The 2,461-nt window shown below is 54.8% G+C and carries 2 protein-coding genes; both read right to left on the bottom strand.

What is annotated here, in order from left to right:
• Nucleotides 1-3: 3 nt before the first annotated feature.
• Nucleotides 4-1,728 (bottom strand): ABC transporter ATP-binding protein, encoded by a 1,725-nt coding sequence (locus Q2B33_RS23225; protein WP_300574219.1) that lies wholly within the window; start codon nt 1,726-1,728, stop codon nt 4-6.
• A gap of 229 nt (nt 1,729-1,957) precedes the next feature.
• The gene (locus Q2B33_RS23220; protein ID WP_300914297.1) at nt 1,958-2,437 is read right to left on the bottom strand and encodes an ATP-binding protein; all 480 of its coding nucleotides are present in this window, start codon (nt 2,435-2,437) and stop codon (nt 1,958-1,960) included.
• Nucleotides 2,438-2,461: the final 24 nt, after the last annotated feature.

Genomic DNA, 2,461 nt, shown 5'->3' with positions numbered 1-2,461 from the left:
GAACTATGTAATACGTGGATTCAAATAGTACATTTTATTTTGCGACAGTTCCTTATCGTACAGGCGGCTCTCCGCGATTGGGTCAAGCGCCGCGGTGGGCTCGTCCAGGATGACTACAGGCGCTCCCTTGTAAAGGGCTCTCGCCAGCATCAGCCGCTGGAGTTCCCCGCCTGACAGGGTCACGCCTGCCGCGTCCAGATCCTTGTTCAGGTAGGTCTCTCCCTTTCCCGGAAGCTCCTGCACCCTGTCCCACAGCCCTGCATCTTTCAGGCTCTGCTCCAGCCGTCCGCCGTCAGTATCCGCCGCGGCTCTGCAGGAGACATTGTCCGCCAGCGGGAAAGAAAAGGCGAACACCTCCTGGAACACCACCGCGAACTCTTTCCTGTACTCTTCCGGTGAGAACAGGGACACGTCCCGCCCGTCCAGATACAGCTTCCCGGAAGTGGGCCGGTACAATCCGCAGATCAGCTTGATCAATGTGGATTTTCCGGCGCCGTTCATCCCCACCAGAGCGATTTTCTCGCCGGGCCGGATGGTCAGCGTCAGGTCGTGGATCGCGTCCTCTCTGGAATCCCCTCCTTCAGGGCATTCCATGTTCCCTTCATAACGGAAGGATACATGCTCCAGGCGAATCTCATGGGCTTCCCCCGGATGCTCCGCCGGGATGTCCGCTGCCTGACCCTCATGCCCAGGCCTTCTTCCCGCCAGTTCCAGGAAATCCCGGTAGCGGTTCATATATCGATTGTTTCTCAGTATTTCAGTAAAGGCTCCTGTCAGGGAACTCATCCAGCCGCCGAAGCTTCCCACGATTCCAACGCAGAGCAGAAATGCGGACAGATTCATCTTACCCAAAGCCATCTGGCTGATCAGGTAACCGTAAATCAGCAAATCTCTGCCCCCTGCCAGGAACCGCTCGAAAAACGAAGCGTTGATGGAGCAGCTCCTCTGCTTGCCTGCCCAGTAGGTCAGTTCGTCCGTCATCTTCCTGAATTCTTCCTGAAACCATTTCCACATGCGATATAGTCTGATATCCTTGCCGTTTGCCGGAACCAGAATCTCCCGTTTCAGATACTCATATCCCTGGCTGACCTTGATATAGCGCTCCTCATGCCTTGCCCCCCTGCGATCCGCATAGATGTTCACAGCCATAATCCCTCCCGCCACCGCGAACAGGAGCAGAAGCAGCCAGAAGTTCATCCTGCCGATAATGACCGAATAGATTACCAGGCTCACCAGCGCGACGGCAGCCTTCTCATACGCCCTGAGATACGCTTCAATTCCCATATCGCTGCCGTAATAGATATTTCCCCTGGCCCCTTCCAGCTTCTGCTGTCCCTTTGCGCTCTCCAACTCCTGAAAATCCACTGTCAGGCAGGCTTCAAAGAGCTCCGGCCCCAACTGCCCACGGAACAGGAATCTCGCAATTTGAACAACATTCGCCAGATAGACCTGGGAAATCTGCAGTGCCTGCAACAGCAGCACATATCCCGCCAGGGACAGGAAGATGACTTCCGGCCGCCAGCCGCTTCCCAGCAGATAGACCACTGCGCTGGGCAGAGCCATGGCCGCGAAAGGCTGTATCACGGACAGACAGATATCCGCTCCTGTTGCCGCCAGATACCTTTTTCCCTTGATTCGCCCGAACCAGGCATAGGCGGTTATGCCATTGTCCCACAGGGGATAGCATTTTTCGTTTTCTTCTGTAGTGTTCTTTTTCTTTCTGTTCATAGCTTTCCTGCGATGTTTTCCTCCCTCTTTTTCGAATCCATGCCATGGGCACAGGTAATACATGACAGCCTTGCTCATGGATGATGGTATTAGTTTAAGCAAAAAATCCCCCAAAAGGAGGATTTCCGCACGAATTGTTCATTTTGAAGCGCGAATTGCACAGAAGGGCTGGTGACGACTCTGCAATCCCATGGAAAACGGCATGTAGAAGAGCATCGGAGACATGCCCCTACAAAGGCAGCGTCACTTCCGCGGCGAAGATGCCCGGCTCATTGGCCAGGGTCAGATATCCTTCATATTTGTCCGCCAGCGCCTTGACCCGCTTCATGCCCAGCCCATGGTTCCCCCGCTTGGTGGAAATGTAGTTCCTCTCGTTGAAGTCCAGCTCCTCTTTGGCGGAATTCTGGATGGAGATATAGAGCTGGGCTTTGTTCACCACCATGTAGATGCGCAGGAACCGCTGCTCCCGGGGAATCTTTTCACAGGCCTCCAGGGCATTGTCCAGCAGGTTCCCCAGCATCACGCACAGATCCACATCCTCTATGGACAGCTCCTGGGGCAAAATGGCCCTGCAGTTCACAGGTATGTCCCTTTTCTCTGCCAGGGACAGCTTGCTGTTGAGGATGGCATCTGTCATCAGGTTGCCGGACTTCACGTAGGTATCCACGTCCTCCAGGTTCTGCTCCAGCTCATCCAGATATCCCTTCATCTCCTCCATCTGCCCTGCGGCAAT

Origin of the sequence: uncultured Acetatifactor sp. (assembly GCF_948601915.1) — a bacterium.
Classification (GTDB): Bacteria; Bacillota; Clostridia; order Lachnospirales; family Lachnospiraceae; genus Acetatifactor.
Note: the sequence above shows the minus strand (reverse complement) of the source record. Positions and strands in the feature narration are given on the sequence as shown.

What these genes read in the sequence shown, in the direction of transcription:
- Q2B33_RS23225 (WP_300574219.1), bottom strand. Translation starts at nt 1,728, where the DNA reads ATGAACAGAAAGAAAAAGAACACTACAGAAGAAAACGAAAAATGCTAT.
- Q2B33_RS23220 (WP_300914297.1), bottom strand. Translation starts at nt 2,437, where the DNA reads ATGAAGGGATATCTGGATGAGCTGGAGCAGAACCTGGAGGACGTGGAT.